This is a genomic window from Pseudomonas sp. PVC-5-1 (assembly GCF_057444345.1).
The window spans coordinates 4,959,046-4,983,635 of the sequence record NZ_CM172024.1 but is presented as its reverse complement, the minus strand read 5'-3'; the positions used below and the strand labels follow the sequence as shown (position 1 = coordinate 4,983,635).

Sequence of the window (24,590 nt, the reverse complement as noted above, 5' to 3'; positions counted from 1 at the left end):
CTCCCACAGGTACACCACAGATTTCAGGTCCTGTGATCATCCTGTGGGAGCGGGCGTGCCCGCGAATGGGCCTGAAAAAGAAGGGGTCAAGCCTTGCCGCTCACCACCATCTTGCGCGCATGCGCCAGGGATTCCTTGGTCAGGTCTATGCCGCCCAGCATCCGCGCCACTTCCTCCACTCGCTCACGTTTGCCCAGGTTGGCCACGGCGGTGTGGGTGGTGTCGCTGTTGCGCACCTTGTGCACGAACAGGTGGTGATGCCCTTGTGCCGCCACCTGCGGCAGGTGGGTAACGGTCAGCACCTGGCCGCGTTCGCCCAGGCGGCGCAGCAGTTGGCCGACGATTTCGGCAGTAGGCCCGCCGATACCGACGTCGACTTCGTCGAACACCAGGGTTGGAATGCGTGAAGTCTGCGCGGTAATTACCTGGATCGCCAGGCTGATGCGGGACAGTTCGCCACCTGAAGCCACCTTGGCCAGGCCCTTGAGCGGTTGGCCAGGGTTGGCGCTGACCAGTAGCTCGATCTGCTCCAGGCCATGGGGCGAAAGGTCTGCTCCTTCATTGGGTGTAAGTGCGATACAGAAGCGCCCGCCAGGCATGCCCAGGCGCTGGATCTCCTGCTCGACGGCCACCGCCAACTGTTGGGCGGCCTGCTGGCGCAGCGCGCTGAGCTCGAGTGCCTTCTCTTTATAATGCTGGGCGAAAGCGGCCAGTTCTTCACCCAATCGCTCGATCGACTCATCACTGGCGTTCAGGCCCTCCAGCTCTTCCATCAGTTGCTGCTGCAGGTGGGGCAGTTCGGTTGGGTGCACTCGGTGTTTGCGTGCCAGCGTATAGATAGTGTCGAGGCGTTCTTCCAGTGCCTGCAGGCGCATGGGGTCGGCGTCGAAGTTGTCGAGGAAACGATTGAGCTCGCCCACGGCTTCCTCGACCTGAATCTGCGCGCTGGCGATCAGGTTGGCCGCTTCGCCCAGTGCCTTTGGCGAGTTGGGGGCGGCACCCAGGCGGTTGAGGCTGGAGGTGAGGGCGCTGAGCACGTTGCCCGAATCGCTTTCGCTGCACTGGTCGATGACCTGGCGGCAGATGCCGAACAAGGCTTCGGCGCTGGTCAGGTTCTTGTGTTCCTGCTCCAACTGCTCCAGTTCGTATTCACCCAGGCCGAGGTTGTCCAGTTCCTCCAACTGGTAGCTCAGTAGCTGATGGCGGGCGCGCTGCTCATCGCCGGAGTTGGACAGGCGCTCCAGCTCCAGGCGGGTCTGGTTCCAGCGCTTGGCCGCCAGCTGTACCTGACGGGCCAGGTCGACGGCGCCGGCGTACTCGTCGAGCAGGCGGCGATGGGTGTCGGTCTTGAGTAGTGACTGGTGCTCGTGCTGGCTGTGGATATCGATCAGCAGCTCGCCCAGTGCCTTGAGGTCGCCGAGCGGGCAGGGGGTGCCATTGATGTAGCCGCGGCTGCGGCCTTCGGCGGTGATCACCCGGCGCAGGATGCACAGGCCGTCGTTGTCCAGGTCACGCTCGGCCAGCCAGGCATGCGCCTCGGGGATGTCCACCAGGTCGAAGGTGGCGAGGATGTCTGCCTTGTCCGTGCCGGGGCGCACCACGCCACTGTCGGCCCGGTCGCCCAGGGCCAGACCGAGGGCATCGAGCATGATCGATTTGCCTGCACCGGTCTCACCGGTGATGACGGACATGCCTCGGGCGATCTCGAGGTCGAGGTGCTCGACGATGGCGTAGTTGTGAATGGACAGGTGCACCAGCATGGGGCGGCTCCCGAAAGTCAGGTCTGGTTATTTATACAGTACTTTTTTCGGGCCTGCCAATGCCCCTTGGCAGATTCTGTTGCCGCCGGGAAAACGACCTTGCCCCTTGAAGCTGGTTTTTCCGGCCCCATATAGCCGACATCAAAGGCGAGCCTGGCTCGCAGTCCACAAAATTGCGCAGGAGAGACCCCATGGCTGACGAACAGCTGAACGAGAAAGACCTTAACGTCGAAGAGACCGGTGCAGGTAATGCTGCCGATGCCCGCGTCCTGGAACTCGAGGAGCAGCTGGCCGCCGCCAAGGACCAGGCGCTGCGCGCCGTTGCCGACGTGCAGAACGCTCGTCGTCGTGCCGAGCAGGATGTCGAGAAAGCCCACAAGTTTGCCCTCGAGAAGTTCTCGGGCGACCTGCTGCCGGTGATCGACAGCCTGGAACTGGCCCTGGCGCACTCCAGTGCCGACGATGAGCACGTCAAGCAGATCCGCGAGGGTGTCGAGCTGACCCTGAAGATGTTCCAGGACACTCTCAAGCGCTACAACCTCGAAGCAGTCGACCCGCACGGCCAGCCGTTCAACCCAGAGCACCACCAGGCCATGGCCATGCAGGAAAACGCCGAAGTGGAGCCGAACAGCGTGCTGAACGTGTTCCAGAAGGGCTATCTGCTCAACGGTCGTCTGCTGCGCCCCGCCATGGTGGTGGTCAGCAAGGCGCCAAGCGCGGCGCAACCCTCGATCAATGAAAAGGCTTGAAATCCATCCGGGCATCCCCATCTAGGTGTCAAGCCTTCAAGTATTACCGCAGTTGGCCAAAGTAGTCGCTGCTACCAAATTCAAGTTTCGGGAGAGTTAACATGGGTAAAATCATCGGTATCGACCTGGGGACCACCAACTCGTGCGTCTCTGTTCTGGAAAACGGTAACGTCAAGGTCATCGAAAACGCCGAAGGTGCGCGTACCACCCCTTCGATCGTGGCCTACGCCAATGACGGCGAAATCCTGGTTGGTCAGTCGGCCAAGCGTCAGGCGGTCACCAACCCGCACAACACTCTGTTCGCAGTGAAGCGCCTGATCGGCCGCCGCTTCGAAGAAGATGTTGTACAGAAAGACATCAAGCTGGTGCCTTACAAGATCGTCAAGGCCAGCAATGGCGACGCCTGGGTGCAGGCCAGTGGCAAAGACATGGCTCCGCCGCAGATCAGCGCCGAAGTCCTGAAGAAAATGAAGAAAACCGCCGAAGACTACCTCGGCGAGCCAGTTACCGAAGCGGTCATCACCGTTCCGGCCTACTTCAATGACAGCCAGCGTCAGGCCACCAAGGATGCCGGTCGCATCGCTGGCCTGGATGTAAAACGCATCATCAACGAGCCAACTGCCGCTGCGCTGGCTTACGGCATGGACAAGGCCAAGGGCGACCACACCGTCATCGTTTATGACTTGGGTGGTGGTACCTTCGACGTTTCGGTCATCGAGATTGCCGAAGTCGACGGTGAGCACCAGTTCGAAGTACTGGCTACCAACGGCGACACCTTCCTGGGTGGCGAAGACTTCGACATGCGCCTGATCGACTACCTCGTCGACGAGTTCAAGAAAGAGTCCGGCATGGACCTGAAGAACGATCCGCTGGCACTGCAGCGTCTGAAAGAAGCCGCTGAAAAGGCCAAGATCGAACTGTCCTCCGCTCAGTCGACCGACGTAAACCTGCCGTACATCACTGCAGACGCTACCGGTCCGAAGCACCTGAACGTGAAGATTTCCCGCGCCAAGCTGGAATCGCTGGTCGAAGACCTGGTTGCCCGTACCATCGAGCCTTGCCGTATCGCCCTGAAGGACGCCGGTATCGATGCAAGCAAGATCGACGACGTGATCCTGGTCGGTGGCCAGACCCGTATGCCGCTGGTGCAGAAAGCCGTTGCCGACTTCTTCGGTAAAGAAGCGCGCAAGGACGTCAACCCGGACGAAGCCGTGGCCATGGGTGCTGCTATCCAGGGCGCGGTGCTGGCTGGTGACGTCAAAGACGTACTGCTGCTGGACGTCAGCCCGCTGACCCTTGGTATCGAAACCATGGGTGGCGTGATGACTTCGCTGATCGAGAAGAACACCACCATCCCGACCAAGAAGTCGCAGGTGTTCTCGACTGCCGACGACAACCAGGGTGCCGTGACCATCCACGTGCTGCAGGGTGAGCGCAAGCAGGCTGCACAGAACAAGTCGCTGGGCAAGTTCGACCTGGCTGACATTCCGCCGGCTCCACGTGGCGTTCCGCAGATCGAAGTAACCTTCGACATCGACGCCAACGGCATCCTGCACGTCAGCGCCAAGGACAAGGCTACCGGCAAGTCGCAGTCGATCGTGATCAAGGCCAACTCCGGCCTGTCGGACGAAGAGATCGAGCGCATGGTGCGTGACGCCGAGGCCAACGCCGAGGAAGACCGCAAGTTCGAAGAGCTGGCCGCTGCCCGTAACCAGGGTGATGCGCTGGTTCACTCGACCCGCAAGATGGTCGCTGACGCTGGTGACAAGGTTACCGCTGAAGAGAAAGCCGCCATCGAGGCTGCCGTTGTTGCCCTGGAAGCCGCTGTCAAAGGCGACGACAAGGCTGCCATCGACGCCAAGGTCGAGGAGCTGTCCAAGGTTTCGGCGCCGGTTGCCCAGAAGATGTACGCCGAGCAGTCGGCCGAACAGCCTCAGGGCGGCGCACAGCAGGCCGAGCCGGAAGCCAAGCACGATGACGTGGTTGACGCTGAGTTCGAAGAAGTGAAAGACAACAACAAGCAGTAATCCCTGCATGTTGTCGGCCAGTTCACCGCCGTTTGGTGGTGAGCTGGTAGGATGTCGCCGCGCGGGGGCTTGCTCCCGCGTTGGCGTATCTGGAATTCGAGAATTTTTACAGCATCTGTCGGTGGCCCTGATGGGCAAAGGGCGGGTGCTGATGGCGCGGCGTAGATGCCAGACGCCCAACAAGGTGTAAATGACCTATGTCCAAGCGTGACTATTATGAGGTATTGGGTGTCGAGCGCGGCGCCAGCGAATCAGACCTCAAGAAGGCTTACCGTCGCCTGGCGATGAAGTACCATCCGGACCGCAACCCAGGCGACAAAGAGTCGGAAGACAAGTTCAAGGAGGCCAACGAGGCCTACGAAGTGCTGTCTGACGCCAGCAAGCGTGCTGCGTTCGACCAGTACGGTCATGCGGGTGTTGACCCGAGCATGGGTGGTGGTGGCGCAGGTTTCGGTGGTGCCAACTTCTCCGACATCTTCGGCGATGTGTTCAGCGACTTCTTCGGGGGTGGCCGCGGCGGCTCGCGTGGTGGTGCCCAGCGCGGCAGTGACCTGCGCTACACCCTGGAACTGAACCTGGAAGAAGCGGTACGTGGCACCACGGTCAGCATCCGTGTGCCCACGCTGGTCAACTGCCAGCCGTGCGACGGCTCCGGTGCCAAGAAGGGCTCGACCCCGTCTACCTGTCCGACTTGTGGCGGTATCGGCCAGGTGCGCATGCAGCAAGGCTTCTTCTCGGTACAGCAGACCTGCCCGCGCTGCCATGGCCAGGGCAAGATCATTACCGACCCATGCACCTCGTGCCACGGCGAAGGCCGTGTCGAGGAATACAAGACGCTGTCGGTCAAGGTGCCGGCAGGTGTCGATACTGGCGACCGCATCCGCCTGTCGGGCGAGGGCGAGGCTGGTACCCATGGTGGCCCGACCGGCGACCTGTATGTAGTGATCAACGTGCGTGAGCACGAGATCTTCCAGCGTGATGGCAAGCACCTGTACTGCGAAGTGCCAATCAGCTACACCGATGCTGCCTTGGGTGGCGAACTGGAGGTGCCGACCCTCGATGGTCGGGTGAAGCTGAAGATCCCGGAGGGTACCCAGACCGGCAAGCAGTTCCGCCTGCGCGGCAAGGGTGTTGCTCCGGTGCGCGGTGGTGGTGCGGGCGACCTGCTGTGTCGTGTGGCGGTGGAAACCCCGGTCAATCTCAGCCGTCGTCAGCGCGAGTTGCTCGAAGAGCTGCGTGATTCGCTGGAAGGCGATAGCTCTCACTCGCCCAAGGCCAGTGGCTGGTTCGATGGCGTGAAGCGCTTCTTCGGCGATCTCTGACAAGGAAATGGCTATGCGACGTATTGCAGTGATGGGCGCGGCAGGGCGGATGGGCAAGACCCTCGTCGAGGCCGTGCAGCAACAGGCCCCCCGGGCGGGCCTGACGGCGGCGATAGACCGCCCGGACAGCTCGCTGGTTGGGGCTGATGCCGGTGAGTTGGCGGCCCTGGGCCGTATTGGTGTGCCGATTTCCGACGACCTGTCCAAGGTGGTCGACGAGTTCGACGTGCTGATCGATTTCACTCACCCTTCGGTGACCCTGAAGAACCTGGCGTTCTGCCGCAAGGCGGGCAAGGCCATGGTAATTGGCACTACTGGCTTCACGCCGGAAGAGAAGCAGCAGTTGGCCGAAGCCGGCAAGGAAATCCCGATCGTTTTTGCCGCCAACTTCAGCGTCGGCGTCAACCTGTGCCTTAAGCTGCTGGATACCGCAGCGCGCGTGCTGGGTGACGATGTGGATATCGAAATCCTCGAAGCGCACCATCGGCACAAGGTCGATGCGCCGTCGGGCACCGCGCTGCGCATGGGTGAAGTGGTTGCCCAGGCGCTGGGTCGCAACCTGCAGGAAGTGGCCGTGTATGGCCGTGAAGGGCAGACCGGTGCACGTGAGCGTCAGACCATCGGCTTCGCCACCGTGCGTGCTGGAGATGTGGTGGGTGACCATACCGTGCTGTTCGCCGCCGAAGGCGAGCGCGTGGAGATCACCCACAAGGCTTCCAGCCGCATGACCTTCGCCAAGGGTGCCGTACGTGCGGCGCTGTGGCTGGACGAGCGTGAGCCTGGCCTGTATGACATGCAGGATGTGCTCGAGCTGCGTTAAGCAGTTGGAGTGGTGTTGGCTGTTTCGCGGGCTTGCCCGCTCCCACAGGGATGGCGCAAGCCTTGAGGTTTGTGAAGTTCTGTGGAGGCGGGCAAGCCCGCGAAGAAGCCAGCACAGATGTCAGCCTGTCGCATTGATGTGTTTTAGAGACACATCCGCGGTAGACCGAAAACGCACTTTTCTGTAAGCTACAGCTTTAGTGTGTCCACTAAAAGCGCGCAGCGAATTGAATTCAGCACATGAAAGCGGGGTGACGTGTCCATACGTCACTCCGCTTTTTTGCAACCTGCGATCGCCCTTTCATGCTTGATTTACGGGAGGTCTTCTTGACAAAGCCAGCCATACTCGCCCTTGCCGACGGCAGTATTTTCCGCGGTGAAGCTATCGGTGCCGACGGTCAGACCGTTGGTGAGGTGGTATTCAACACCGCTATGACCGGCTACCAGGAAATCCTTACAGACCCTTCCTATGCGCAGCAAATCGTTACCCTGACCTACCCGCACATCGGCAATACCGGTACTACCCCGGAAGACGCCGAGTCGAACCGCGTCTGGTCCGCTGGCCTGGTCATTCGTGACCTGCCGCTGCTGGCCAGCAACTGGCGTAACACCCAGTCGCTGCCTGAGTACCTCAAGGCCAACAGCGTCGTCGCCATCGCCGGTATCGACACCCGTCGCCTGACCCGAATCCTGCGTGAAAAGGGCGCTCAGAACGGTTGCATCCTCGCCGGTGACAACATCAGCGAAGAAGCCGCCATCGCCGCTGCCCGCGCCTTCCCGGGCCTGAAGGGCATGGACCTGGCCAAGGTCGTTTCCACCAAGGAACGCTACGAGTGGCGCTCCAGCGTGTGGGAACTGAAGACCGACAGCCATCCGACCATCGAAGCCGCTGACCTGCCTTACCACGTGGTCGCCTTCGACTACGGCGTCAAGCTGAACATCCTGCGCATGCTGGTTGCCCGTGGCTGCCGCGTGACCGTGGTGCCGGCCCAGACTCCGGCCAGCGAAGTGCTGGCACTCAACCCGGACGGCGTGTTCCTGTCCAACGGCCCTGGTGACCCCGAGCCTTGCGACTACGCCATCCAGGCGATCAAGGAAATCCTCGAGACCGAGATCCCGGTATTCGGTATCTGCCTGGGCCATCAGCTGCTGGCCCTGGCTTCTGGCGCCAAGACCGTGAAAATGGGCCATGGCCACCACGGTGCCAACCACCCGGTCCAGGATCTGGACACCGGTGTAGTCATGATCACCAGCCAGAACCACGGCTTTGCCGTTGACGAGGCCACCCTGCCGGGCAACGTCCGCGCCATCCACAAGTCGCTGTTCGACGGCACCCTGCAGGGTATCGAGCGTACCGACAAGAGCGCGTTCAGCTTCCAGGGCCACCCTGAAGCGAGCCCAGGCCCGACCGACGTCGCGCCACTGTTCGATCGTTTCATCGATGCCATGGCCAAGCGCCGCTGAGCATCCTGCTTCAAGGCCCCGGGCCGGCTTGCGCCGCGCCCGGAAGCGCCTGACCCAGATTGTTCAAAGCGGCTTGCCGACTGACCCCGGATTTGAGTGACAACCATGCCAAAACGTACAGATATCAAAAGCATCCTGATTCTCGGCGCTGGCCCGATCGTGATCGGCCAGGCCTGCGAATTCGACTACTCCGGCGCCCAGGCCTGTAAAGCCCTGCGCGAGGAAGGTTTCCGCGTCATCCTGGTGAACTCCAACCCAGCCACCATCATGACCGACCCGGCCATGGCCGACGCCACCTACATCGAGCCGATCAAGTGGCAGTCGGTGGCCAAGATCATCGAGAAAGAGCGCCCGGACGCACTGCTGCCGACCATGGGTGGCCAGACTGCACTGAACTGCGCCCTGGACCTGGAGCGCCACGGCGTTCTGGAAAAGTTCGGCGTGGAAATGATCGGTGCCAATGCCGACACCATCGACAAGGCCGAAGACCGCTCGCGCTTCGACAAGGCCATGAAGGACATCGGCCTGGAGTGCCCGCGCTCCGGTATCGCCCACAGCATGGAAGAAGCCAACGCCGTCCTCGAGCGCCTGGGCTTCCCGTGCATCATCCGTCCGTCGTTCACCATGGGCGGCACCGGTGGTGGTATCGCCTACAACCGTGAAGAATTCGAAGAAATCTGCGCCCGTGGCCTGGACCTGTCGCCGACCAAGGAACTGCTGATCGACGAATCGCTGATCGGCTGGAAGGAATACGAGATGGAGGTGGTCCGCGACAAGAAGGACAACTGCATCATCGTCTGCTCGATCGAGAACTTCGACCCGATGGGCGTGCACACCGGTGACTCGATCACTGTCGCCCCGGCACAGACCCTGACTGACAAGGAATACCAGATCATGCGCAACGCCTCCCTGGCGGTGCTGCGTGAAATCGGTGTTGAAACCGGCGGTTCCAACGTGCAGTTCGGTATCTGCCCGAACACTGGCCGCATGGTCGTGATCGAGATGAACCCGCGCGTTTCGCGTTCCTCGGCGCTGGCCTCCAAGGCCACTGGCTTCCCGATCGCCAAGATCGCTGCCAAGCTGGCTGTCGGCTACACCCTCGACGAACTGCAGAACGACATCACCGGCGGCCGCACCCCGGCGTCCTTCGAGCCGTCGATCGACTACGTCGTCACCAAGCTGCCGCGCTTCGCCTTCGAGAAATTCCCGAAAGCCGACGCCCGCCTGACCACCCAGATGAAGTCCGTGGGTGAAGTCATGGCCATCGGCCGTACCTTCCAGGAGTCTCTGCAGAAAGCTCTGCGCGGCCTGGAAGTCGGCGCCTGCGGCCTCGACCCGAAAGTCGACCTGGCCAACCCCGAAGCCAGCAGCATCCTCAAGCGCGAGCTGACCGTACCGGGCGCCGAGCGTATCTGGTACGTGGCTGACGCCATGCGTGCCGGCATGACCTGCGAGCAGATCTTCGACCTGACCGGCATCGACATGTGGTTCCTGGTGCAGATGGAAGACCTGATCAAGGAAGAAGAGAAGGTCAAGACCCTGGCCCTGTCGTCGATCGACAAGGACTACATGCTGCGCCTCAAGCGCAAGGGCTTCTCTGACCAGCGCCTGGCCAAGCTGTTGGGTATCACCGACAAGAACCTGCGCCGTCACCGCCACAAGCTGGAAGTGTTCCCGGTGTACAAGCGCGTCGACACCTGCGCTGCCGAATTCGCTACCGACACCGCCTACCTGTACTCCACCTATGAGGAAGAGTGCGAGGCCAACCCGTCGACCCGCGACAAGATCATGATCCTGGGTGGCGGCCCTAACCGTATCGGCCAGGGTATCGAGTTCGACTACTGCTGCGTACACGCCGCACTGGCGCTGCGTGAAGACGGTTACGAGACCATCATGGTCAACTGCAACCCGGAAACCGTCTCCACCGACTACGACACATCCGACCGCCTGTACTTCGAGCCGCTGACCCTGGAAGACGTGCTGGAAGTGTGCCGTGTCGAGAAGCCGAAAGGCGTGATCGTCCACTACGGTGGCCAGACCCCGCTGAAACTGGCCCGCGCCCTGGAAGAAGCCGGCGTACCGATCATCGGTACCAGCCCGGATGCCATCGACCGCGCTGAAGACCGCGAGCGCTTCCAGCAGATGGTTCAGCGCCTGAACCTGCTGCAGCCGCCAAACGCCACCGTGCGCAGCGAAGAAGAAGCCATCAGCGCTGCTGGCGGCATCGGCTATCCGCTGGTAGTGCGCCCGTCCTACGTACTGGGCGGCCGTGCCATGGAAATCGTCTACGAGCTGGACGAGCTCAAGCGCTACCTGCGCGAAGCTGTGCAGGTGTCCAACGACAGCCCGGTACTGCTCGACCACTTCCTCAACTGCGCCATCGAGATGGACGTGGATGCGGTGTGCGACGGCACCGATGTGGTGATCGGCGCCATCATGCAGCACATCGAGCAGGCCGGCGTTCACTCCGGCGACTCGGCATGCTCCCTGCCACCGTACTCGCTGAGCAAGGAAGTGCAGGACGAAGTCCGCGTACAGGTCAAGAAGATGGCCCTGGAGCTGGGCGTGGTCGGCCTGATGAACGTGCAACTGGCCCTGCAGGGCGACAAGATCTATGTGATTGAAGTCAACCCGCGCGCCTCGCGTACCGTGCCGTTCGTCTCCAAGTGCATCGGCACCTCCCTGGCGATGATCGCGGCCCGCGTCATGGCCGGCAAAACCCTGAAAGAGCTGGGCTTCACCCAGGAAATCATCCCGAACTTCTACAGCGTCAAGGAAGCCGTCTTCCCGTTCGCCAAGTTCCCGGGGGTTGACCCGATCCTCGGCCCTGAGATGAAATCGACCGGTGAAGTCATGGGTGTCGGTGACAGCTTCGGTGAAGCCTTCGCCAAAGCCCAGATGGGTGCCAGCGAAGTACTGCCGACCGGCGGTACCGCATTCATCAGCGTGCGTGACGACGACAAGCCGCAAGTGGCTGGCGTTGCCCGCGACCTGATCGCCCTGGGCTTCGAAGTGGTTGCAACTGCCGGCACTGCCAAGGTTATCGAAGCGGCTGGCCTGAAAGTGCGCCGTGTGAACAAGGTGACCGAAGGTCGCCCGCACGTGGTCGACATGATCAAGAACGACGAAGTGTCGCTGATCATCAACACCACCGAAGGCCGCCAGTCGATCGCCGATTCCTACTCGATTCGTCGCAATGCGCTGCAGCACAAGATTTACTGCACCACTACCATTGCGGCCGGTGAAGCCATCTGCGAGGCGCTGAAATTCGGTCCGGAAAAGACCGTTCGTCGCCTGCAGGATCTGCATGCAGGACTGAAAGCATGAGCATTACCAAGTACCCGATGACCGTCCAGGGCGCTCGCGCCCTGGAAGAGGAGCACCTGTTCCTGAGCAAGACCGAGCGCCCGCGCCTGAGCCAGGCCATCGGCGAAGCACGTGAACTGGGCGACCTCAAGGAAAACGCCGAATACCATGCCGCCCGTGAAGAGCAGGGCATGGTCGAGGCGCGTATCCGCGATATCGAAGGCCGCCTGCAGAACTCGGTGGTGATCGACGTGACTACCATCCCTCACACCGGCAAGGTGATTTTCGGTACCACCGTGGTACTGGCCAACACCGAAACCGATGAAGAGGTGTCCTACCAGATCGTCGGCGAGGATGAAGCCGACGTTAAACAGGGCAAGCTCTCGAGCGGAGCGCCTATTGCCCGTGCCATCATCGGCAAGGAAGAAGGTGATACTGTCGTCGTCAAGACGCCTAGCGGCACGGTCGAGTACGAGATTGTCGAAGTCAAGCACATCTGACCGGCGCCTGCGGGCGCCATCCCTCGAGGGGATCCTATGGCAGCTGGCCCAGGTTTTCTGGGTCGGTGGCTTGTGGGTGTTTCACGTGGGGTTGGTGCCCGCGCTCAAGGTCAGTGGCCTGGCGCCGCTGCTGGTGCAGGATATCGCCGGGCAGATCGACCGCTGGTTGATCGGTGTGGCGCTGCTTGGCTTGTTGACCCAGCTGGCGGTGCTGGCAAGGGTGGACGGCCTGTCGGCCTGGTGGCAGCAGTTCCGTGGCCAGATGCTGTTGCTCGGCTTCGGTGCCTGCGTGGGGTATTACACCTTGCGCTACGGTATTTCCGTTGGCGAGCGCTGGCAGCTGCTCTGTTTCCTGGTGCTGGGCTTTTCCGGCATCGTGCTGGTGGCCCAGCCGGTTCCGGTCAAGGTGCGCCGCTAAGCGGCTCGAGATCGCTGGGGCCGCTTCGCAGCCCATCGCCGGCAAGCCGGCTCCCACACCGACCGCATCGAATTCAGGCCATGCGCCGTACCTGTGGGAGCTGGCTTGCCGGCGATGGGCTGCGCAGCAGCCCCTTTGCCGTTACTTGTAACGGTGGATATTGGACAGCTGCTTGTTCGGCTGTGGGTTCTTGCGGTAGATCAGGGCTTTCTTGCCAATGGTCTGCACCAGTTCGGCACGGCCGGCCTTGCACAGTTCGGCAATGGTCTCGGCGCGCTCTTCGCGGTCTTCCGAGCGAATTTCGACCTTGATCAGCTCATGGTCGACCAAGGCGCGCTCCAGTTCGGCGATGACGCCTTCATTCAAACCGTTGCCAGCGACGATCAGGACCGGCTTCAGGTCATGACCAATGGACTTGTATTGCTTCTTCTGCTCGTTATTGAGCGGCATAATCTGACCCTTTCCGTCTGATTCTGTAAAATTGACCGGCATTTTACCCGAGGGCCACCGGCTCCGCCCAGTCAATCACGACGCATATCATCGAGGTGCCCCGTGGTACAACGTTCCAAAAGCAGCGCAAACTGGCTGCGAGAGCATTTCAACGATCCTTTTGTGAAACAGGCACAAAAGGACGGCTACCGCTCGCGTGCGAGCTACAAACTGCTGGAGATCCAGGAAAAGGACCGGCTGATCCGCCCAGGTATGAGCGTGATCGATCTCGGCGCTGCTCCTGGTGGCTGGTCGCAGGTGACCAGTCGTCTGATTGGTGGCCAGGGCCGCCTGATCGCGTCCGACATCCTGGAGATGGACTCGATCCCCGATGTGACCTTCATCCAGGGCGATTTCACCCAGGATGAAGTGCTGCAGCGCATTCTCGAGGCCGTCGGCGATTCGCACGTAGACCTTGTGATTTCCGACATGGCCCCCAATATGAGTGGTACGCCTGCGGTGGACATGCCGCGTGCCATGTTCCTCTGCGAGCTGGCCCTCGATCTGGCAACCCGCGTGCTAAAGCCCGGCGGCGATTTCCTGATCAAGATTTTCCAGGGCGAAGGTTTTGACGTGTACCTCAAGGACGTGCGCAGCAAGTTCGACAAGGTACAGATGCGCAAGCCGTCGTCGTCGCGTGACCGTTCCCGCGAGCAGTACCTGCTGGGCAGGGGTTTCAAAGGGGCATGAAAGGCGTGAAGCGTGGTGGCCGATAGTTATTTCCAATCGGCCGCCGCGTCAGGATCGTCCGAACTTCGTGTAGTCTAGCTTTCACAAAGGGTTACAGACGGTGCCTGCGGCTGCGTAGGTAATGTAGTAAGTTAGGGCGATGAATATCATGCGAGGAACGGCTGCGTCGTGCGCCGACCTCAGAGGGTAGCGAATTGAACGACATGGCAAAGAATCTGATCCTGTGGTTGATCATCGCAGCTGTCCTGGTGACAGTGATGAACAACTTCTCCAGCCCTAACGAGCCGCAGACCCTCAACTATTCCGACTTCATCCAGCAGGTCAAGGATGGCAAGGTCGAGCGTGTGACCGTCGACGGCTACATCATCACCGGCAAGCGCGCCGATGGCGACAATTTCAAGACCGTGCGTCCGGCCATTACCGACAACGGCCTGATTGGCGACCTGGTCGACAATCACGTCATCATCGAAGGCAAGCAGCCTGAGCAGCAGAGCATCTGGACACAGCTGCTGGTAGCGAGCTTCCCGATCCTGGTGATCATCGCCGTGTTCATGTTCTTCATGCGTCAGATGCAGGGCGGAGCGGGGGGCAAGGGCGGGCCGATGAGTTTCGGCAAGAGCAAGGCGCGCCTGTTGTCTGAAGACCAGGTCAAGACCACCCTGGCCGACGTTGCAGGTTGCGACGAAGCCAAGGAAGAAGTCGGCGAGTTGGTCGAGTTCCTGCGCGACCCGGGCAAGTTCCAGCGCCTGGGCGGCCGTATCCCGCGTGGCGTGCTGATGGTCGGCCCGCCCGGTACCGGTAAGACCTTGCTAGCCAAGGCCATCGCCGGCGAGGCGAAGGTGCCTTTCTTCACCATTTCCGGTTCGGACTTCGTGGAAATGTTCGTCGGTGTCGGTGCCAGCCGTGTGCGCGACATGTTCGAACAGGCCAAGAAACACGCCCCATGCATCATCTTCATCGACGAGATCGACGCCGTTGGTCGCCACCGTGGCGCTGGCATGGGGGGTGGTCACGACGAGCGTGAGCAAACCCTCAACCAGTTGCTGGTGGAGATGGACGGCTTCGAGATGAACGATGGCATCATCGTCATCGCCGCTACCAACCGTCCGGACGTGCTCGACCCGGCGCTGCTGCGCCCCGGCCGCTTCGACCGTCAGGTGGTGGTGGGCCTGCCGGACATTCGTGGTCGCGAACAGATCCTCAAGGTACACATGCGCAAGGTGCCGGTCGGCGAGAACGTCAACCCGGCGGTCATTGCCCGTGGTACCCCTGGCTTCTCCGGTGCGGACCTGGCCAACCTGGTCAACGAGGCCTCGCTGTTTGCCGCGCGCGCCAACAAGCGCTTGGTCGAAATGAAAGAGTTCGAACTGGCCAAGGACAAGATCATGATGGGCGCCGAGCGCAAGACCATGGTCATGTCCGAGAAAGAAAAGCAGAACACTGCCTACCACGAGGCTGGCCACGCCATTGTCGGTCGCCTGGTGCCTGAGCACGATCCGGTCTACAAGGTTTCGATCATTCCGCGTGGCCGTGCCCTGGGCGTGACCATGTTCCTGCCGGAAGAAGACCGCTACAGCCTGTCCAAGCGCGCACTGATCAGCCAGATCTGCTCGCTGTACGGGGGCCGTATTGCCGAGGAAATGACCTTGGGCTTCGATGGCGTCACTACCGGCGCGTCCAACGACATCATGCGTGCCAGCCAGATCGCCCGCAACATGGTGACCAAGTGGGGCCTTTCCGAAAAACTCGGGCCGCTGATGTACGCCGAGGAAGAAGGTGAGGTGTTCCTGGGGCGCAGTGCTGCGAGCCAGCACGCCAGCGTTTCCGGCGAAACCGCCAAGCTGATCGACTCGGAAGTGCGCAGCATCATCGACCAGTGCTACGCCACGGCCAAGCAGCTGCTCACCGACAACCGTGACAAGCTCGATGCCATGGCCGAAGCGCTGATGAAGTACGAGACCATCGACGCCGAGCAGATTGACGATATCATGGCTGGCCGTACCCCCCGCGAACCGCGCGACTGGGATGATGACTCGGCTTCGGGCAAACCAGCTGCCCAGGGTGATCGCCCGGAATCGCCGATCGGCGGTCCAGCGGCTCAACACTAAGGGCATCTATGAGCTCAGTGCAGTACCCGACCCGGTTGCCTTGCGGCAATCGGGTTCTTGATTTGTCGCGTACCCATGTCATGGGTATTCTCAATATCACCCCTGATTCCTTCTCCGATGGCGGGCGCTTCAACCAGCGTGATGAGGCGTTGCGTCATGCCGAAGCGATGGTTGCCGCAGGCGCCACGCTGATCGACATCGGCGGAGAGTCCACGCGGCCGGGTGCGCGCGCGGTATCGGTGACCGAGGAGCTGGAGCGGGTGGCCCCCATGGTCGAGGCGATCAACAGCCGACTCGACGTGGTCATCTCGGTCGATACCTCCACGCCAGCCGTCATGCGTGAATCGGCGCGCCTCGGTGCAGGGTTGATCAACGACGTGCGTGCCCTGGAGCGCGATGGCGCCCTGGACGCAGCCGCGGATACCGGCCTGCCGGTGTGCCTCATGCACATGCGTGGCGAGCCGGGTAACATGCAGGACGACCCGCATTACGAAGATGTGACCGCCGACGTTACGCGCTACCTTGAACAGCGAATGGTCGCCTGCGCCGCGGCGGGCATCGACGCAAACAGAATCATCCTTGATCCGGGCTTCGGTTTCGCCAAGACACTGGCGCACAATCTGAGCCTGTTCAAGCACATGGAAGCGCTCTATCGCCTTGGGCGCCCGCTGCTGGTGGGTGTTTCACGCAAGAGCATGATCGGCCTGACGCTGGAACGTCCGGTTGGCGAGCGGTTGTATGGCAGCCTTGCGCTGGCGGCGTTGGCCATGACCAAGGGGGCGAGCATCCTTCGTGTCCATGACGTGGCCGAAACCGTTGATGTGGTGCGCATGATCGCTGCGGTGCAAAACGCCGAATAAGAACATTGGAGTCCCTATGAGCAGAAAATACTTTGGTACCGACGGCATTCGTGGCCGCGTCGGCGAATACCCGATCACGCCTGACTTCATGCTGAAGCTTGGCTGGGCGGCCGGCATGGCCTTCCGCAAGCAAGGCCACTGCCGAGTGCTGGTTGGCAAGGACACGCGTATCTCCGGCTACATGTTCGAGTCCGCACTCGAAGCCGGCCTGTCCGCGGCAGGTGCCGATGTGATGCTGCTCGGGCCGATGCCTACGCCGGCCATCGCCTACCTGACGCGTACCTTCCACGCCGAAGCCGGCATCGTCATCAGCGCCTCGCACAACCCGCACGATGACAATGGCATCAAGTTCTTCTCGGGCCAAGGGACCAAGCTACCGGACGAAGTCGAGTTGATGATCGAGGAATTGCTCGATCAGCCGATGACCGTTGTCGAGTCGGGCAAGCTGGGCAAGGTTTCGCGCATCAACGATGCAGCCGGCCGCTACATCGAGTTCTGCAAGAGCAGTGTGCCGACCAGCACCAGTTTCGACGGCCTCAAGCTGGTTGTCGATTGCGCCCACGGTGCCACCTACAAGGTCGCGCCAAGCGTTTTCCGCGAGCTGGGTGCCGAAGTGACCGTGCTGCATGCCCAGCCAGACGGCCTGAACATCAACGAAGGCTGTGGCTCGACTCACATCGAATCGCTTCAGGCTGCCGTGCTGGTAGGCCATGCCGACCTGGGCATTGCCTTTGACGGTGATGGCGACCGCGTGCTGATGGTCGACCACACCGGCGCCATCGTTGATGGTGACGAACTGCTGTTCATCATTGCTCGCGACCTGCACGAGCGTGGCAAGCTGCAGGGCGGGGTGGTGGGCACGCTGATGAGCAACCTGGGCCTGGAGCTTGCGCTGAAGGAACTGGATGTTCCGTTCGTGCGGGCCAAGGTCGGTGACCGTTACGTCATGGCAGAGCTGCTGGAGCGTGAGTGGCTGGTCGGTGGCGAAAACTCCGGGCACGTCGTGTGCTGCAACCACACCACCACCGGTGATGCGATCATCGCAGCGCTGCAGGTATTGATGGCACTCAAGCGTCGTGGCGAAACTCTGGCGCAGGCTCGTCAGGCCCTGCGCAAGTGCCCGCAGGTGCTTATCAACGTGCGATATGGCGCCAGCAAGGTCGACCCGCTGGAGCACCCGGCGGTCAAGGAAGCCAGTGCCAAGGTGACCGAGGCCTTGGCAGGCCGCGGCCGCGTGCTGCTGCGAAAATCCGGTACCGAGCCGTTGGTGCGGGTGATGGTCGAGGGCGAGGACGAAAGCCAGGTGCGTGCGCACGCAGAAGCGTTGGCCAAACTGGTCGGCGAAGTTTGTGTCTGAAGGCGCTTGCCAGCGCAGATAGGGTTGGGTACTATCTGCGCCCACTTTGACCGACGAGGTAAAGCATGCGTCGCCCTATGGTAGCTGGTAACTGGAAGATGCACGGTACCCGCGCTAGCGTCGCTGAGCTGACCGAAGGCTTGAGAAATCTGGCCTTGCCGAGCGGAGTGGAAGTCGTTGTATTTCCACCGGCCTTGTTCATCAATCAAGTGATCGATGGCCTGGCAGGTAAGGAAATTACTGTCGGCGCACAGAATTCTGCAGTACAACCCGAACAGGGTGCGCTGACCGGAGAAGTTGCTCCGGAACAGCTGGTTGAAGCAGGCTGCAAGTTGGTGTTGATTGGTCATTCGGAGCGTCGCCAGGTCATTGGTGAAACCGACGAAGTGCTCAATCGCAAGTTTGCAGCGGCCCAGGCCAAAGGTTTGAAGCCAGTGCTTTGCATCGGGGAAACCCTTGAAGAGCGCGAGGCTGGCAAAACGCTCGAAGTTGTCGGGCGTCAACTAAGCAGTATCATCGAGGCATTCGGTGTTAAGGCTTTTGCCAATGCAGTAATTGCCTATGAGCCTGTATGGGCCATTGGTACCGGCCTTACGGCCACGCCACAGCAGGCCCAGGATGTGCACGCAGCCATCCGTAGCCAGTTGGCGGCAAAAGATGCTGAAGTGGCTGCGAAGGTGCAGTTGCTCTACGGCGGCAGCGTGAAGGCGGCCAATGCGGCCGAACTGTTCGGCATGCCGGATATCGATGGGGGGCTCATTGGTGGAGCTTCCCTGAACGCAGACGAATTCGGTGCAATTTGTCGCGCCGCAGGAAACTGAACAAATGCTGGAAACAGTCATCGTTGTTTTTCATCTGTTGGCAGCGCTGTCGCTTGTAGTGCTGGTTCTGTTGCAACAGGGTAAAGGTGCGGAAGCAGGTGCATCTTTCGGCGCGGGTGCTTCAAATACCGTGTTCGGGAGCCAGGGTTCTGCAACGTTTCTGAGTAAATTAACTGCTATACTCGCTGCCACTTTCTTTTTGACAGCACTTGGGTTAGGATACTTCGCGAAGCAACAAGCTCACCAGCTTAGCCAAGCAGGTCTTCCAGATCCAGCAGTGCTAGAAGTGAAAGAGCCGCAGAAACCGGCAGTTAATGATGATGTACCGGTGCTCCAGCAGCAGAAGAGCGAAACCACTCCTAACACGGGTGATGTACCTCCTCCGGCACAAGAGCAGAAGTAACGGGTTTCAAGTAGTAGTATTGCCGAGGTGGTGGAATTGGTAGACACGCAACCTTGAGGTGGTTGTGCCCATAGGGTGTAGGGGTTCGAGTCCCCTTCTCGGTACCAATTAAAGCTTGAGAGCCCGCTTTAGCGGGCTTTCTTGCAGGTGAAGGTTCGGATTTGACCCTCAAGAGGGTTCAGTCTTATACTTTTGCCCCAGCTTTGTCGCGGGGTGGAGCAGCTTGGTAGCTCGTCGGGCTCATAACCCGAAGGTCGTTGGTTCAAATCCAGCCCCCGCAACCAGCTTCAGCGGAGCCCCTTTTCAGGGGCTTTTTGCTAACCGAACAGTTTTCGGCGTCGTTGTCCAACGGCGCTTTCAGGGATGGGCGCTTCGCCCATTTTTTATTTGCACAGCATGCACGAGGGGGTTCAGGTGTCGAGCAAGCTAGAACAGTTGCAGGCCTTGTTGGCCCCGGTTGTCGAGGGTCTGGGCTATCAATGCTGGGGGATCGAATACGTTTCCCAGGGTAAGCATTCGGTACTGCGCATCTACATCGACAAGGAAGGCGGCATCCTGGTGGACGACTGCGAAGCGGTCAGCCGTCAGGCCAGCGCAATTCTCGATGTGGAAGATCCGATCAGCAGTGAATACACCCTCGAGGTGTCTTCTCCAGGCATGGATCGCCCACTGTTCACTCTGGAACAGTTTGCCTCGCATGCCGGCGAACAAGTGAAGATCAAGCTGCGCTCACCCTTCGAGGGTCGTCGTAACTTCCAGGGCCTTCTCCGCGGTGTGGAGGAGCAGGATGTGGTGGTCCAGGTGGACAATCAAGAATTCCTGTTGCCGATCGACTCGATCGACAAGGCCAATATTATTCCCAGTTTTGACTGAGACGTGCCGGGCCCGGCGGACTATCCGGGCCCAATGGCTTGCGCAAGGCGAGGCGTACGATGAGCAAAGAAGTACTGCTGGTTGTTGAATCGGTATCCAACGAAAAAGGTGTACCGCCCGGCGTCATTTTCGAAGCGCTGGAAGTGGCACTGGCCACTGCAACCAAAAAACGTTTTGAAGACGAAGTCGACCTGCGTGTGGAAATCAACCGCCACACCGGTAGCTACGAGACCTTCCGTCGCTGGACCGTGGTCGACGAAGCCGATCTTGATGATCCGGCGATCGAGACCTGGTTGAGCAAGATTCACGAAACCCACCCTGAAGCCAAGGTTGGTGACGTGATCGAAGAGAAGATCGAGTCCATCGAATTCGGTCGTATTGCCGCCCAGACCGCCAAGCAGGTCATCGTGCAGAAGGTCCGTGAGGCCGAGCGTGCCCAGGTGGTCGATGCCTACCGCGAGCGCGTTGGCGAGATCATCTCCGGTACCGTCAAAAAGGTTACCCGCGACAACGTCATCGTTGACCTGGGCAACAACGCCGAGGCCCTGCTGGCCCGCGAAGACATCATTCCGCGCGAGACCTTCCGTGTTGGCGTGCGCCTGCGTGCGCTGCTCAAGGAAATTCGCACCGAGAACCGTGGCCCACAGCTGATCCTGTCGCGCACCGCGCCACAGATGCTGATCGAGCTTTTCCGCATCGAAGTGCCGGAAATTGCCGAGGGCCTCATCGAAGTCATGGCTGCATCCCGTGATCCGGGTTCGCGAGCCAAGATCGCCGTCCGCTCCAAGGACAAGCGCATCGACCCGCAAGGCGCCTGTATCGGCATGCGTGGTTCGCGCGTCCAGGCCGTATCCGGGGAGTTGGGTGGTGAGCGTGTGGATATCGTCCTGTGGGACGATAACCCGGCGCAGTTCGTCATCAACGCCATGTCGCCGGCTGAAGTCGCGGCGATCATCGTTGATGAAGATGCCCATGCCATGGACATCGCCGTTGCCGAGGACAACCTGGCCCAGGCCATTGGTCGTGGCGGTCAGAACGTTCGCCTGGCCAGTCAGCTGACCGGCTGGACCCTGAACGTGATGACCGAGAAGGACATCCAGGCCAAGCAGCAGGCCGAAACCGGTGACATCCTGCGCAATTTCATCGATGAACTGGAAGTCGACGAGGAGCTGGCCCAAGTGCTGGTCGACGAAGGCTTCACCAGCCTCGAAGAAATTGCCTACGTACCGTTGGAAGAAATGCTCAACATCGATGGCTTTGACGAAGATATCGTCAACGAGCTCCGCGCTCGAGCCAAGGACCGTTTGTTGACCAAGGCCATCGCTACCGAAGAAAAACTGGCAGACGCCCATCCGGCTGACGACCTGCTCTCCCTCGAGGGTATGGACAAGGACCTGGCGGCGGAACTGGCGGTGCGCGGCGTGGTTAACCGCGAAGACCTGGCCGAGCAGTCGATCGACGATCTGCTCGACATCGACGGCATCGACGAAGAGCGTGCCGGCAAGTTGATCATGGCCGCCCGAGCCCACTGGTTCGAGTAATTAGGCGCGGCCTGAGGAGAGAAGTGCATGACGCAAGTCACGGTGAAAGAACTGGCCCAAGAGGTCGAGGCACCGGTAGAGCGCCTGCTGCAGCAGATGCGTGAGGCAGGTCTGCCGCACACCGACGCCGGTCAGGTAGTGACCGACAATGAGAAGCAGACCTTGCTGACTCATTTGAAGAGCAGCCACAAGAGCAAGGCGGAAGAGCCGCGCAAGATTACCTTGCAGCGCAAAACCACCAGCACCCTGCGTGTCGCCGGTAGCAAGAGCATCAGCGTAGAAGTACGCAAGAAGAAAGTATTCGTGCAGCGCAGCCCGGAAGAAATCCAGGCTGAGCAGAAGCGTGAGCTGGAAGAGCGCCGCGCGGCTGAAAACGCCGCTCGCGACAAGGTCGAGGCCGAAGTTCGCCAGCGCAACGAGGAGCAGGCTCGCCGTCAGGCCGCCGAAACCGCTGCTGCAGCCCCTGCGCCTGCCGCCAAGCCAGAAGCGGCACCTGCCGCTGCCCCGGCACCGGTAGTTGCCGACGCCCCGGCGTCCGAAGACGCCGCAGCCCGTGCTGCCGAGCGCAAGAAGGACGAAGCCCGTCGCAACGAAGGCCGCACCCGTGACGAAGACCGTCGTGGTGGCGAGCGTCGTGGCGAGGCCCCGCGCGTGTCGATCAAGGTCAAGGTCAAGGAGAAGGAAAAGGCTCCGACTCCTCGCGCCGCACCGCGCACCACCGATGAAGAGAGCGATGGCGTACGCCGTGGCCGCGGTGGCAAGAGCAAGCTGAAGAAGCGCAACCAGCACGGCTTCCAGAACCCGACCGGTCCAGTCATCCGTGACGTGACCATCGGCGAGACCATCACCGTCTCGGAACTGGCCCAACAGATGTCGGTCAAGGCCGCTGAAGTGGTCAAGTTCATGTTCAAGCTGGGTACCCCGGTCACCATCAACCAGGTGCTCGACCAGGAAACCGCTCAGCTGGTCGCCGAAGAACTGGGCCACAAAGTGACCCTGGTCAGCGATACCGCCCTGGAAGACTCCCTGGCCGAATCGCTGAAGTTCGAAGGTGAAGTCGAATCGCGTGCGCCGGTCGTTACCGTCATGGGTCACGTTGACCATGGTAAGACCTCGCTGCTCGACTACATCCGTCGTGCCAAGGTTGCCGCTGGCGAAGCCGGTGGTATTACCCAGCACATCGGTGCCTACCACGTGGAAACCGACCGCGGCATGGTCACCTTCCTCGATACCCCAGGCCACGCTGCGTTCACCGCAATGCGTGCCCGTGGTGCCAAGGCTACCGACATCGTCATCCTGGTGGTGGCAGCGGACGACGGCGTGATGCCGCAAACCCGCGAAGCCGTTCAGCATGCCAAGGCAGCTGGCGTTCCGCTGGTGGTTGCAGTGAACAAGATCGACAAGCCGGGTGCCGATATCGATCGCATCCGCAACGAGCTTGCTGTCGAAGGCGTGACCTCCGAGGACTGGGGTGGTGATACTCCGTTCGTCAAGGTTTCGGCCAAGATGGGTACCGGCGTCGACGAACTGCTCGAGGCTGTCCTGCTGCAGGCCGAGATCCTGGAACTGACCGCTACCCCGACCGCTCCAGGTCGTGGTGTGGTTGTCGAATCTCGCTTGGACAAGGGCCGTGGCCCGGTGGCGACCATCCTGGTTCAGGACGGTACCCTGCGTCAGGGCGACATGGTCCTGTGCGGTTCCAACTATGGCCGCGTGCGCGCCATGCTCGACGAGAACGGCAAGCCTGTGAAGGAAGCCGGCCCGTCGATCCCGGTCGAAATCCTCGGCCTTGACGGTACCCCGGAAGCCGGTGACGAGCTGTCCGTGGTTGCCGACGAGAAGAAGGCTCGTGAAGTTGCCCTGTTCCGTCAAGGCAAGTACCGCGAGGTCAAGCTGGCCCGTGCTCACGCTGGCAAGCTGGAAAACATCTTCGAGACCATGGGTCAGGAAGAGAAGAAGACCCTCAACATCGTCCTCAAGACCGACGTGCGTGGTTCCCTGGAAGCACTGCAGGGTTCGCTGTCGGGCCTGGGCAACGACGAAGTTCAGGTGCGCGTGATCGGTGGCGGCGTCGGTGGTATCACCGAAAGCGACGCCAACCTGGCGCTGGCTTCGAATGCAGTACTGTTCGGCTTCAACGTGCGTGCCGATGCCGGCGCGCGCAAGATCGTCGAGCAGGAAGGTCTGGATATGCGTTACTACAACGTGATCTACGACATCATCGAAGACGTCAAGAAGGCCCTGACCGGCATGCTCGGCAGCGATGTTCGCGAGAACATCCTGGGTGTCGCCGAAGTACGTGACGTGTTCCGTTCGCCGAAGTTCGGCGCCATCGCTGGCTGTATGGTCATCGAGGGTACCGTGTACCGCAACCGTCCGATCCGCGTACTGCGCGAAGACGTTGTGATCTTCGAAGGCGAACTGGAGTCGCTGCGTCGCTTCAAGGACGACGCCTCCGAAGTACGTAACGGCATGGAGTGCGGTATTGGCGTGAAGAGCTACAACGACGTCAAGGTCGGCGACAAGATCGAAGTCTTCGAGAAAGTCCAGGTTGCTCGTACCCTTTAAGGGTGAGCAGGGCGCCAGCCCCGCCGCAGGGCGGTGGGCAGTGCCTCAGTAGGTAGCGCCCGGTCAGGCTTCAGCCTGACCGGGCGTTTGCCGCTTTAAGTTACAGGTAGCAAGAATGGCAAAAGAATATAGCCGTACCCAACGCATCGGCGACCAGATGCAGCGCGAGCTGTCGGAGCTGATCCGCCGTGAAGTCAAAGACCCGCGCGTCGGCCTGGTGACCATCACTGCCGTCGATGTCAGCCGTGATCTTGGCCACGCCAAGGTGTTCATCACCGTGATGGGCCAGGACGGCGCCGACGCCGTACCGCAGACCCTCAAGGCCCTGACCAGCGCCGCGAGCTTCCTGCGCCTGCACTTGGGCCGTGTGATGCAACTGCGCAGCGTGCCGCAACTGCACTTCCACTTCGACGAAAGCGTCAGCCGTGGTGCCCACCTGTCGGCACTGATCGAGCGCGCGGTCGCCGAAGACCGTCTGCACAAGGATGCCGACAAGCTGGACGCCGAGGAGTAAG

20 protein-coding genes and 2 tRNA genes are annotated in these 24,590 nt (G+C 61.0%); 20 read left to right on the top strand and 2 right to left on the bottom strand.

Going from position 1 to position 24,590, the window contains the following annotated elements:
* Positions 1-86 precede the first annotated feature (86 nt).
* Positions 87-1,760 carry a DNA repair protein RecN gene (recN, locus tag AC2T3R_RS22790; RefSeq protein ID WP_061551376.1) on the bottom strand — a complete coding sequence of 558 codons (1,674 nt, stop codon included), beginning with the start codon at positions 1,758-1,760 and terminating at the stop codon, positions 87-89.
* Positions 1,761-1,951: 191 nt separating this feature from the next.
* Between recN and grpE the strand changes: the two genes are divergently transcribed.
* The 8 genes from grpE to AC2T3R_RS22750 all read left to right on the top strand — a co-directional run bounded on the left by grpE (position 1,952) and on the right by AC2T3R_RS22750 (position 12,365).
* Entirely contained in the window at positions 1,952-2,509 is a 558-nt protein-coding gene (gene grpE, locus AC2T3R_RS22785; protein WP_003258073.1) for a nucleotide exchange factor GrpE, read from the top strand.
* Between the two features lie 101 nt (positions 2,510-2,610).
* A complete protein-coding gene (gene dnaK, locus AC2T3R_RS22780) occupies positions 2,611-4,536 on the top strand; it encodes a molecular chaperone DnaK (protein WP_015271867.1) in 1,926 nt (641 codons plus the stop codon).
* Between the two features lie 197 nt (positions 4,537-4,733).
* Positions 4,734-5,858 (top strand): molecular chaperone DnaJ, encoded by a 1,125-nt coding sequence (gene dnaJ / locus AC2T3R_RS22775; RefSeq protein WP_013974296.1) that lies wholly within the window; start codon positions 4,734-4,736, stop codon positions 5,856-5,858.
* Between the two features lie 13 nt (positions 5,859-5,871).
* Positions 5,872-6,678 (top strand): 4-hydroxy-tetrahydrodipicolinate reductase, encoded by an 807-nt coding sequence (dapB, locus tag AC2T3R_RS22770; protein WP_486744301.1) that lies wholly within the window; start codon positions 5,872-5,874, stop codon positions 6,676-6,678.
* A gap of 326 nt (positions 6,679-7,004) precedes the next feature.
* A complete protein-coding gene (gene carA, locus AC2T3R_RS22765) occupies positions 7,005-8,141 on the top strand; it encodes a glutamine-hydrolyzing carbamoyl-phosphate synthase small subunit (protein ID WP_486744299.1) in 1,137 nt (378 codons plus the stop codon).
* Between the two features lie 105 nt (positions 8,142-8,246).
* Entirely contained in the window at positions 8,247-11,468 is a 3,222-nt protein-coding gene (gene carB, locus AC2T3R_RS22760) for a carbamoyl-phosphate synthase large subunit (protein ID WP_015271865.1), read from the top strand.
* Entirely contained in the window at positions 11,465-11,947 is a 483-nt protein-coding gene (gene greA, locus AC2T3R_RS22755; RefSeq protein ID WP_013974292.1) for a transcription elongation factor GreA, read from the top strand. The genes carB and greA overlap by 4 nt, the downstream gene beginning before the upstream one ends.
* On the top strand, positions 11,925-12,365 hold the full coding sequence (locus AC2T3R_RS22750; protein WP_049798463.1) for a hypothetical protein: 441 nt from the start codon (positions 11,925-11,927) through the stop codon (positions 12,363-12,365). Before greA ends, AC2T3R_RS22750 begins: the two co-directional genes overlap by 23 nt.
* Before the next feature lie 141 nt (positions 12,366-12,506).
* Here the strand turns inward: AC2T3R_RS22750 and yhbY are convergent, their stop codons facing one another.
* Positions 12,507-12,815, bottom strand: a complete 309-nt coding sequence (yhbY, locus tag AC2T3R_RS22745; RefSeq protein WP_003249945.1) for a ribosome assembly RNA-binding protein YhbY — start codon at positions 12,813-12,815, stop codon at positions 12,507-12,509.
* Between the two features lie 102 nt (positions 12,816-12,917).
* On the opposite strand from yhbY, the gene rlmE reads away from it, so the two are divergent.
* From rlmE to rbfA, 12 genes are all read left to right on the top strand, one after another.
* Entirely contained in the window at positions 12,918-13,544 is a 627-nt protein-coding gene (gene rlmE / locus AC2T3R_RS22740; protein ID WP_015271862.1) for a 23S rRNA (uridine(2552)-2'-O)-methyltransferase RlmE, read from the top strand.
* Positions 13,545-13,747: 203 nt separating this feature from the next.
* A complete protein-coding gene (gene ftsH / locus AC2T3R_RS22735; protein ID WP_015271861.1) occupies positions 13,748-15,652 on the top strand; it encodes an ATP-dependent zinc metalloprotease FtsH in 1,905 nt (634 codons plus the stop codon).
* A gap of 8 nt (positions 15,653-15,660) precedes the next feature.
* Entirely contained in the window at positions 15,661-16,512 is an 852-nt protein-coding gene (gene folP / locus AC2T3R_RS22730) for a dihydropteroate synthase (RefSeq protein WP_024087765.1), read from the top strand.
* Positions 16,513-16,528: 16 nt separating this feature from the next.
* Positions 16,529-17,869, top strand: a complete 1,341-nt coding sequence (gene glmM, locus AC2T3R_RS22725) for a phosphoglucosamine mutase (protein ID WP_486744297.1) — start codon at positions 16,529-16,531, stop codon at positions 17,867-17,869.
* Positions 17,870-17,934: 65 nt separating this feature from the next.
* On the top strand, positions 17,935-18,690 hold the full coding sequence (tpiA, locus tag AC2T3R_RS22720; RefSeq protein ID WP_015271858.1) for a triose-phosphate isomerase: 756 nt from the start codon (positions 17,935-17,937) through the stop codon (positions 18,688-18,690).
* 4 nt (positions 18,691-18,694) lie between these two features.
* Positions 18,695-19,093 carry a preprotein translocase subunit SecG gene (secG, locus tag AC2T3R_RS22715; RefSeq protein ID WP_015271857.1) on the top strand — a complete coding sequence of 133 codons (399 nt, stop codon included), beginning with the start codon at positions 18,695-18,697 and terminating at the stop codon, positions 19,091-19,093.
* A 21-nt stretch (positions 19,094-19,114) separates the two neighbouring features.
* Positions 19,115-19,200: transfer RNA gene (locus tag AC2T3R_RS22710), tRNA-Leu, on the top strand.
* Positions 19,201-19,300: 100 nt separating this feature from the next.
* Positions 19,301-19,377: transfer RNA gene (locus AC2T3R_RS22705), tRNA-Met, on the top strand.
* Between the two features lie 130 nt (positions 19,378-19,507).
* On the top strand, positions 19,508-19,966 hold the full coding sequence (gene rimP / locus AC2T3R_RS22700) for a ribosome maturation factor RimP (RefSeq protein ID WP_003249960.1): 459 nt from the start codon (positions 19,508-19,510) through the stop codon (positions 19,964-19,966).
* Positions 19,967-20,025: 59 nt separating this feature from the next.
* Complete coding sequence (nusA, locus tag AC2T3R_RS22695; RefSeq protein ID WP_003258062.1) at positions 20,026-21,507, top strand: transcription termination factor NusA; 1,482 nt, start codon at positions 20,026-20,028, stop codon at positions 21,505-21,507.
* A gap of 27 nt (positions 21,508-21,534) precedes the next feature.
* Positions 21,535-24,075 (top strand): translation initiation factor IF-2, encoded by a 2,541-nt coding sequence (gene infB / locus AC2T3R_RS22690; protein WP_015271856.1) that lies wholly within the window; start codon positions 21,535-21,537, stop codon positions 24,073-24,075.
* 115 nt (positions 24,076-24,190) lie between these two features.
* A complete protein-coding gene (gene rbfA / locus AC2T3R_RS22685; RefSeq protein ID WP_003258061.1) occupies positions 24,191-24,589 on the top strand; it encodes a 30S ribosome-binding factor RbfA in 399 nt (132 codons plus the stop codon).
* Position 24,590: the final 1 nt, after the last annotated feature.

Coding starts and splice junctions, on each gene's coding strand:
- recN (WP_061551376.1), bottom strand. CDS start 1,760: ATGCTGGTGCACCTGTCCATTCACAACTACGCCATCGTCGAGCACCTC.
- grpE (WP_003258073.1), top strand. CDS start 1,952: ATGGCTGACGAACAGCTGAACGAGAAAGACCTTAACGTCGAAGAGACC.
- dnaK (WP_015271867.1), top strand. CDS start 2,611: ATGGGTAAAATCATCGGTATCGACCTGGGGACCACCAACTCGTGCGTC.
- dnaJ (WP_013974296.1), top strand. CDS start 4,734: ATGTCCAAGCGTGACTATTATGAGGTATTGGGTGTCGAGCGCGGCGCC.
- dapB (WP_486744301.1), top strand. CDS start 5,872: ATGCGACGTATTGCAGTGATGGGCGCGGCAGGGCGGATGGGCAAGACC.
- carB (WP_015271865.1), top strand. CDS start 8,247: ATGCCAAAACGTACAGATATCAAAAGCATCCTGATTCTCGGCGCTGGC.
- greA (WP_013974292.1), top strand. CDS start 11,465: ATGAGCATTACCAAGTACCCGATGACCGTCCAGGGCGCTCGCGCCCTG.
- yhbY (WP_003249945.1), bottom strand. CDS start 12,815: ATGCCGCTCAATAACGAGCAGAAGAAGCAATACAAGTCCATTGGTCAT.
- ftsH (WP_015271861.1), top strand. CDS start 13,748: ATGGCAAAGAATCTGATCCTGTGGTTGATCATCGCAGCTGTCCTGGTG.
- folP (WP_024087765.1), top strand. CDS start 15,661: ATGAGCTCAGTGCAGTACCCGACCCGGTTGCCTTGCGGCAATCGGGTT.
- glmM (WP_486744297.1), top strand. CDS start 16,529: ATGAGCAGAAAATACTTTGGTACCGACGGCATTCGTGGCCGCGTCGGC.
- tpiA (WP_015271858.1), top strand. CDS start 17,935: ATGCGTCGCCCTATGGTAGCTGGTAACTGGAAGATGCACGGTACCCGC.
- secG (WP_015271857.1), top strand. CDS start 18,695: ATGCTGGAAACAGTCATCGTTGTTTTTCATCTGTTGGCAGCGCTGTCG.
- nusA (WP_003258062.1), top strand. CDS start 20,026: ATGAGCAAAGAAGTACTGCTGGTTGTTGAATCGGTATCCAACGAAAAA.
- infB (WP_015271856.1), top strand. CDS start 21,535: ATGACGCAAGTCACGGTGAAAGAACTGGCCCAAGAGGTCGAGGCACCG.
- rbfA (WP_003258061.1), top strand. CDS start 24,191: ATGGCAAAAGAATATAGCCGTACCCAACGCATCGGCGACCAGATGCAG.